Source organism: Streptomyces sp. NPDC054847, from assembly GCF_053610925.1.
The window spans coordinates 1-8013 of record NZ_JBSGZJ010000330.1 but is presented as its reverse complement, the minus strand read 5'-3'; the positions used below and the strand labels follow the sequence as shown (position 1 = coordinate 8013).

The window sequence follows — 8013 nt, the reverse complement described above, 5'->3', positions numbered from 1 at the left end:
GGAGACTTGACGGTCTCCGGGGCATCCGTCGTTCCCCCTGCCTCACCGCATGCGGCTCAGGCTCTCCCGCAGCCGGCGGGCGTCCGGGAGCCGCTGCTCGTACGTCGCGCCCACGCCGAGCAGCAGCAGGCCCACGAGCGCGGGCGGCAGCCAGCGGGGCAGCGCTCCGACGACCTGCGCCACGTACGGGGCGAGCTCGTGCAGCGCGTCCAGGGCCAGCACCGCGCCGCCGAGGACGAGCAGTGCCTGGAGCCTCAGCCGGGCGCCGGCCAGGGTCACCGCCAGGGCCGCGAGCCCCAGCAGCAGCGGGCGCAGCCAGTGCTCGTCGCCCCAGGCGGCGACGAGGCTCGGGACCAGGGTCGCGGCCAGGCCCGGACCGTACGCCGTCCACGACGAGGCCTGCGGGTCCTTGCGGCGGCGCAGTACCCCGAGCGCCAGCGCCGCGGCGGTGACGGGCAGGGTGTACGCCTCCGGGGACGTCACGTCCCAGGCAGCGAGCCGGATCCAGGTGGCCGCCACGAAGCACACCGCGGCCAGGTGGCCGGCCACCGGGCGTCGCTCCTCCCGCACGGCCGTACCGGCGGCGACGACACCGCACAGCGCGAGGGCCAGCGCCAGCGTCGGCGCGTCGCCCGCCGCGAGCGGCAGCGCGACCAGGCCGGCAGCGGCGCCGGTGATCTCCACCGGCAGGGCGGCGGTGTGACGGCGCAGCACGGCGCCGAGCACCGCGGTGAGCACCGGCACGGACAGCAGCACCAGCGCGGTCCGGTGCGCCGGGAGGTCGAACGCCGCGGCGCCCGCTCCGGCGAGGACGGCCGCGTAGAACGTCGCCGTGCAGGCAAGCAGTGCCTGTACCGGGCCCTTCGTCCGCAAGGCCGCGAGGGCGAGGGCCCCGACGAGCACGCATAGGACTACGAAGGTCGCAGGACGCGTCGCGAGCGACAGCAGCGCCACGCTCACCGAACCGCCGAGCCCGCACACCAGCGCGGTGATCGAGACGTCCGGGAGCCGCACGGCGGTGGCGAGGGCGAGGACCGCGAGGGTGAGGACTAGCTGCCAGGCGACGGCCGCGGAGTGGCCGAAGCCGAACACGACCGGCACCGTGACCGCGGCGGCCCAGGCCACCGCTACCGCGCCGCACCGGGCGGTCGCCCGTAGCCGGTCGCCGTGAGCGCGCCGGACCGCCGCGGGGGACCACGGCGCCCCGGGCGGTGTGCCGGGCCCGGCAGCGGGAGGGACGGGAGTGGCCTGCCCGGCCTCGTCCCGGGGCCGGTCGGGGGCGTCGTCCCGGTAGCGGGCCACGGCGGCCAGGACCGCCGCGACGGTCAGGAGCGTCAGCGGGGCCGGGAGCAAGGTCGTCGTCGTGGCGTCCAGGTCCGGCAGGCCGGACCCGCCGGACCAGATGTCCGTCAGCGTCGTCGCCGGGCCCGCCAGCGCCAGCGCCGTCAGTGGAAGCACCGCGAGGAGCGCCGCCGCGTGCACGGCCGCCGCCGCACCGGCGAGGCCGCCGAGCAGCCGCCGCGGCAGCGGGGTCCGTACGGCGCCCAGCACAGCCACCGCGCACAGCACGTAGCCGAGCACCGCCCAGCCGCCGGGGACCACGGCGCGGATCACGCCGCCGACGCCCGCCACCACGGCCAGGCCCGCCACGGCGGAGACCCAGGCGGCGGAGGTGCGCCACGCGGCGAACAGGGCGACGGCCCCCGCCACGGTCAGCAGCACCGCCGGACCGGCGGCAGCCGCGGCGTCGTCCGCCGTCAGCGACCTGAGCACACCGGTCAGCAGCGCCCCGCCGCCCGTCGTCGCCGCAGCCGTCCAGGCGACCACCTTCACGGCGGCAGGGCGGCCCCACAGCACGACGGCGACGTCCAGCGTGGTGGTCAGCAGCAGCGCCCATTCGATCGGCGGCGCGGCAGCGTCCGCGGTCAGCGCCCAGAGGGGCAGCGGGAGCTGCGCCGCCACGACGGCGGCCGGCAACGGGGTCCGCAGCCGGGGCAGGGCGACGCCGTACGACGACCACAGCGTGGCGAGCGCCGCCGACGCCAGGGCCGAGTATCCGAGCCCGTCGGTCTCCGGCAGCCCCACCCGGTGCAGGGCGTACGCGTCGAGGACCGTCAGCACCAGCCCGAGCACGGCCACGGACTCGGCCGTGGCGAACAGGCCCCTGCGGAGCAGGACCACCGGCGTGCCGAGAGCGGCGACCGTCACGGCGCCCAGCACCGCGGAACGGCCGCCGATGCCCATCTCGCCCCAGCTGACGAGGGTGAACGCGATCGCGGCGATCGCCAGCAGCAGCCCGCCGAGCGTCAGCAGCAGGTTCTGCACGCCGGGGGGCGACGTCTCGGCCGCGGCGGGCGCGGCGAACGGCCCGCCGGAACCGGCGGGCGGCGGGGCAGCAGGCGCGGCGAAGGGGGCGGCGGGCCGCAGCGCGGCCAGCAGCCAGGCCCTGCGGGCCAGCAACTCCGTGCGCCGCGCCTCCAGTTGGCGCAGCTCACGGTCGAGTGTCGCCAGTTCCTCGGCCGGTGGTGGCACGTTCTCCATGGCCGAAGTGTGGCCCCGGCCACAGCCGGCGGCATGGGTGCGGATACTCAATTCCCGGTGAGTACCCACCGGCAGGTGACGCAGACTGGCCCCATGGACTGGTGCCGCTACAACTTCCGCAGCGTCTGGGACCTGCCCGCCGCGCCCGGCGACGTCTACCAGGCGCTGTCACGGGTGGAGGACTACCCGCGGTGGTGGCCGCAGGTGCGGGAGGTGACGGAGGTCGAGGAAGGGGTCGGCACCGCGCGGTTCCGCTCGTTCCTTCCGTACGACCTGTGCGTCACGGGCAGCGCACAGCGCAGCGATCCGGTGGACGGTGTGCTGGAGGTGCGGATGGCGGGGGACCTCGACGGCTGGTCGCGATGGACCGTGCGGGCCGGCGGCCGGGGAACCCGCGTGTTGTACGAGCAGGAGGTCGTCGTGCGCAGGCCCCTGATGAGACGGCTCTCCGTCCCGTGCCGCCCGGTGTTCCGGGCCAATCACGCGTTCATGATGCGCGGCGGGAGGCGTGGTCTGGAGGCCTACCTGGAAGGAGTTTGAACCGAGCCCGCGGTGCCCTGTATTGTTCAGTCCGTTCCCGGGCGATTAGCTCAGTGGGAGAGCGCTTCGTTCACACCGAAGAGGTCACTGGTTCGAACCCAGTATCGCCCACCGGGAGAGGCCGGTCCGTCATCGACGGACCGGTCTCACTTGTTCCACCGTCAGGCCGCGGCCGCCAGTCTCGGCCGCAGCGGCCACGCGGGATCGACCGTCTCCGGTGTACCGCTGCGGGCGAACCACGCCTGGAGCCCGCGAGCCTGAGCCGCGTGCCACACCGCCTGGAGCGTGTGCAGTTCCGCCGGCGACAGGCGCTCCAGACGAGCGTTGAAACGCCGCCCCACCGCCCGTACGACCTCCAGCGCCGCCAGCGCGTCGGCCGCCGCGTCGTGCGCCCCGTCGAGCACCACCTCGTACTGCGCGCACAGGTCCGTGAGCGTCCGCCGGCCCTTGCGGTAGCGGTCCAGATGCTTGTCCAGCACCCGCGGATCCAGCACGCACAGCGGTGAACGGTCCAGGTAGCGGCTCAGTGACGACGCCCGATGCCGCCTCAACTCCCGGTCCAGCAGCGTCAGATCGAACGGCGCGTTCATCACCACCAGTGGCCGGCCCGCGGCGCACTGCTCGGCCAGCGACCTGGCTATCTCCTCCATCACCGGCGCGGGCCAACGGCCGTTGCGCTGAAGGTGGTCGTCGGTCAGCCCGTGCACCTCGATGGCGCCCGGCGGCACGGGCACCCCCGGATTCACCAGCCAGCGCGTGATCCTCGGCCGCCCGCCGGGCGAATCCTGGACCACGACGGCCGCGGACACGATGCGGTCCTCCTCGACGTCCACTCCGGTTGTCTCTGTGTCAAATGCGGCCAGGGGGCCGTCATACCAGTGCGTCATCCGCGAACTCCTCGCACGTACCCGGCAGATGGCGACAACCCCTGCCCGAATCGGTGATACCCGGGCTGTTTGCACCGTACGCAGGCCGGTGACAACACAGGTGACGGGGAAGGAAATTGCCATGGCGCTCGCCCAGCCCGAGCCGGGAGGGCTGTCACCTGCAAGCGGGCGGCTGCCCCCGCCGCAGCGGACGCCCCCGCTGCGCGGAGCACTCGCCACCACCGCCTGCATGGAGACGCTCCAGGTGGGCTATCTGCACGCCGTCGCCGCCGCGGCGGGGTGCTCGCTCTCCCAGCCGTTCCCTGACAACGGAATCGACTGGCACCTCAGCCACAGCTCGGCCGGGCACACGGTCGACGACGAAGTGACCATCAAGGTGCAGCTCAAGTGCACCTACCAGATCCCACCGCACCCGCCGGGGCCCGCGTTCTCCTTCACCCTCGACAACGACCACCTGGTGAAGCTGGCCCGCAGCCCCGTCTCGGTGCACAAGATCCTGGTCGTGATGCTCGTCCCGAGGACCCAGGACGAATGGCTGCGGGCCAGCCACGACCGGCTCGACCTGAGGCACTGCTGCTACTGGACCAACCTGGCCGGCCACGCGGTGACCGGCAGGCACCGGACCACCGTGCGCATCCCGACCTCGCGGATCTTCGACGACCGGGCGCTCTGCGAGATCATGACGCGCGTCGGGGCGGGAGGGAGACCCTGATGCACCGGCCCTTCGACGACCATGTGCGTCCGCATCCGAGCGCCGCGGAGCCCTCCGGCCCTTGGCGCGGGGCGGCGGAACCCGATCCGGCGGAGGTCGATCCCGTCGTCCTCGGCGCGCTCCTGGACCGGCACGGCTGGCGCCGCCGCGGCGGCGCCGCGGGCCGCTACACCCGCTGGACCCCGCCGGGACACCTCACCGGCGGCACCAGCCTGCTCGTGCCGGAGAGCAAGGCCTTCCCCGACTGCGAGGACCTGCTCGGTGAGGCCATCACCGCGCTGGTCCGCAGCGCCGCGCCCTCCGCCAAGGACGTCCTCGTCGGGCTCACCGTCCCCAGCGACGAGATCCGCTGGTGGCGAGACACCCCTGCGGGCGGCCCCTCGGGCACCGCCTCATGGACCGTCCAGGAACAGCTCCGCTCCGCCGCCCGGCAGATGCTGCTCGCCGGCGCGCTCGCCGCACGGGAACGCGCCGGTTACTACGGCGGGCGCCACCGCAGGCAGGCGCAGGCACTGCTCGAGGGCGTCCTCGTCGGACCGGCGCCCGGCGGGCGCTCCCTGACCGCCTTCGTGCCCGTCGACTCCGGCCGGGCACTGGCCGTACGGCTCTGCCATGCCGTGCAGGCCACCAGGGAGGCCATCGACTACCAGCGGGCGACGGGCGGCACCGAGGCGTTCGACGCGGCGGTCAGGGCCGGGGTGAGCCGCGAACTCACCGAAGCGGTCATCACGCTCGTGCGCGGCTCCGAAGGGGCCCGCATCTCCGTCGAATGGTCCCCGGCCGCCGGGGTTCCGCAGGGCTGCGCCGCCCGCATGGAACCGGTCGAGTTCTCGCCGGGCGACCTGCCCGTCCTGCGCGAGGCCGGTGCCCGTTACCTCCAGGACGAGCCCTCCGTGCCGGTACGGATCACCGGCACCGTGGTGCGGATGCGGCGCTCGGGACCGCGTGGCGCCGGAACCGTGCGGCTGCGGGTGCTGTCGGGCGCCGACGTGCCGCACGTGCGTGTGGCGCTCGACGAGGACGCCTACCGCACGGCCGGCCAGGCACACCTGGTGGGACTGCCGATCCGGGTGGCGGGACGGCTGGAGAGCCGGGGCGGTTTCCGCCGGCTGAGCGACGCGTCCGGGGTGGCACCCGTACCGGTCGACGAGGCGGAGCGCGACCGGCTGATGAAGTCGCTCCAGGAGAATCCGGACTTCTTCGACGAGGCGGGCGAGCAGGAGGGCGAGGGGCCGCCGCCATAACCGTTTCGCGAGCGGTCCCTCCGGCTCGGTACGATTCCGAGTGCGTACGCACTACGAATCGGGTACGCGCCCGCCTTCAGTCAGGAGAGACCGGTGTCAGACGTCCGTGTGATCATCCAACGCGATTCCGAGCGGGAAGAGCGCGTGGTGACGACGGGCACTACGGCCGCCGACCTCTTTCCCGAGCGCACCGTCGTCGCCGCCCGCGTGGGCGGGGAGCTGAAGGACCTCGCGTACGAGCCGAAGGACGGCGAGGAGGTCGAGCCCGTCGAGATCTCCTCGGAGGACGGCCTCAACATCCTGCGTCACTCCACCGCGCACGTCATGGCCCAGGCCGTGCAGGAGCTCTTCCCCGAGGCGAAGCTCGGCATCGGCCCGCCGGTCAAGGACGGCTTCTACTACGACTTCGACGTCGAGAAGCCCTTCCACCCCGATGACCTCAAGGCCATCGAGAAGAAGATGCAGGAGATCCAGAAGCGCGGCCAGCGCTTCTCGCGCCGCGTCGTCACCGACGAGGCCGCGCGTGAGGAGCTCGCCGACGAGCCGTACAAACTGGAGCTCATCGGCCTCAAGGGCTCGGCGTCCTCGGACGACGGCGCGGACGTGGAGGTCGGCGCGGGCGAGCTGACCATCTACGACAACCTGGACGCCAAGACCGGCGAGCTGTGCTGGAAGGACCTCTGTCGCGGTCCGCACCTGCCCACGACCCGGAACATCCCGGCGTTCAAGCTGATGCGCAACGCCGCCGCGTACTGGCGCGGCAGCGAGAAGAACCCGATGCTCCAGCGCATCTACGGCACCGCCTGGCCGTCGAAGGAAGAGCTCAAGGCGCACCTCGAGTTCCTCGCGGAGGCGGAGAAGCGCGACCACCGCAAGCTGGGCAGCGAGCTGGACCTCTTCTCGATCCCGGAGCAGATCGGTTCCGGCCTCGCGGTCTTCCACCCCAAGGGCGGCATCATCCGCCGGGTCATGGAGGACTACAGCCGCAAGCGGCACGAGGAGGAGGGCTACGAGTTCGTCTACACCCCCCACGCCACGAAGGGGAAGCTCTTCGAGACCTCGGGCCACCTGGACTGGTACGCCGACGGCATGTACCCGCCCATGCAGCTCGACGAGGGCGTGGACTACTACCTCAAGCCCATGAACTGCCCGATGCACAACCTGATCTTCGACGCGCGGGGTCGTTCCTACCGTGAGCTGCCCTTGCGGCTCTTCGAATTCGGAACGGTCTACCGCTACGAGAAGTCGGGTGTCGTGCACGGCCTGACCCGCGCCCGCGGTTTCACCCAGGACGACGCGCACATCTACTGCACCAAGGAGCAGATGGCGGACGAGCTCGACTCGACGCTCACCTTCGTGCTGAACCTGCTGCGCGACTACGGTCTGACCGACTTCTACCTGGAGCTGTCCACCAAGGACCCGGAGAAGTTCGTCGGCTCGGACGAGATCTGGGAGGAGGCCACGGAGACGCTGCGGCAGGTCGCCGAGAAGCAGGGCCTCCCGCTGGTCCCGGACCCGGGCGGCGCCGCGTTCTACGGTCCGAAGATCTCCGTCCAGGCGAAGGACGCCATCGGCCGGACCTGGCAGATGTCGACGGTGCAGCTCGACTTCAACCTGCCGGAGCGCTTCGACCTGGAGTACACCGGCCCGGACGGCACCAAGCAGCGTCCGGTGATGATCCACCGCGCGCTGTTCGGTTCGATCGAGCGGTTCTTCGCCGTGCTGCTGGAGCACTACGCGGGAGCGATGCCGCCGTGGCTGGCCCCGGTGCAGGCGGTCGGCATCCCGATCGGTGACGCGCACGTCGAGTACCTGCAGGACTTCGCGGCGGACGCCAAGAAGAAGGGTCTGCGGGTCGAGGTGGACGCCTCCTCGGACCGGATGCAGAAGAAGATCCGGAACCAGCAGAAGCTGAAGGTCCCGTTCATGATCATCGTCGGTGACGACGACATGAACGCCGGCACGGTCTCCTTCCGCTACCGCGACGGCTCGCAGGAGAACGGCATCCCGCGCGAGGACGCCCTGGCGAAGATCGCCGACGTGGTGGAGCGCCGCGTCCAGGTCTGAGCCCGCCGGCGAGGGGCGGTCC

6 protein-coding genes and 1 tRNA gene are annotated in these 8013 nt (G+C 72.5%); 5 read left to right on the top strand and 2 right to left on the bottom strand.

The window, feature by feature from the left end; translation table 11 throughout:
* Positions 1-42: 42 nt before the first annotated feature.
* Positions 43-2541: an SCO7613 C-terminal domain-containing membrane protein gene (locus ACWGH4_RS25995; protein WP_453465238.1), complete on the bottom strand. Its 2499-nt coding sequence runs from the start codon at positions 2539-2541 to the stop codon at positions 43-45.
* Between the two features lie 93 nt (positions 2542-2634).
* Here ACWGH4_RS25995 and ACWGH4_RS25990 point away from each other — a divergent pair, with 93 nt between their 5' ends.
* Positions 2635-3081: an SRPBCC family protein gene (locus ACWGH4_RS25990; protein WP_453465240.1), complete on the top strand. Its 447-nt coding sequence runs from the start codon at positions 2635-2637 to the stop codon at positions 3079-3081.
* 39 nt (positions 3082-3120) lie between these two features.
* Positions 3121-3192 (top strand) — tRNA-Val (locus ACWGH4_RS25985).
* A gap of 50 nt (positions 3193-3242) precedes the next feature.
* Here ACWGH4_RS25985 and ACWGH4_RS25980 read toward each other — a convergent pair.
* Positions 3243-3968, bottom strand: a complete 726-nt coding sequence (locus ACWGH4_RS25980; RefSeq protein WP_453465236.1) for an exonuclease domain-containing protein — start codon at positions 3966-3968, stop codon at positions 3243-3245.
* Positions 3969-4089: 121 nt separating this feature from the next.
* On the opposite strand from ACWGH4_RS25980, the gene ACWGH4_RS25975 reads away from it, so the two are divergent.
* The 3 genes from ACWGH4_RS25975 to thrS all read left to right on the top strand — a co-directional run bounded on the left by ACWGH4_RS25975 (position 4090) and on the right by thrS (position 7991).
* Positions 4090-4680, top strand: coding sequence for a DUF4365 domain-containing protein (locus ACWGH4_RS25975; RefSeq protein WP_441265314.1), 591 nt, complete (start codon positions 4090-4092; stop codon positions 4678-4680).
* A complete protein-coding gene (locus tag ACWGH4_RS25970) occupies positions 4680-5924 on the top strand; it encodes a hypothetical protein (RefSeq protein WP_453465234.1) in 1245 nt (414 codons plus the stop codon). The genes ACWGH4_RS25975 and ACWGH4_RS25970 overlap by 1 nt, the downstream gene beginning before the upstream one ends.
* A 93-nt stretch (positions 5925-6017) precedes the next feature.
* A complete protein-coding gene (gene thrS / locus ACWGH4_RS25965; protein WP_441265312.1) occupies positions 6018-7991 on the top strand; it encodes a threonine--tRNA ligase in 1974 nt (657 codons plus the stop codon).
* Positions 7992-8013 lie beyond the last annotated feature (22 nt).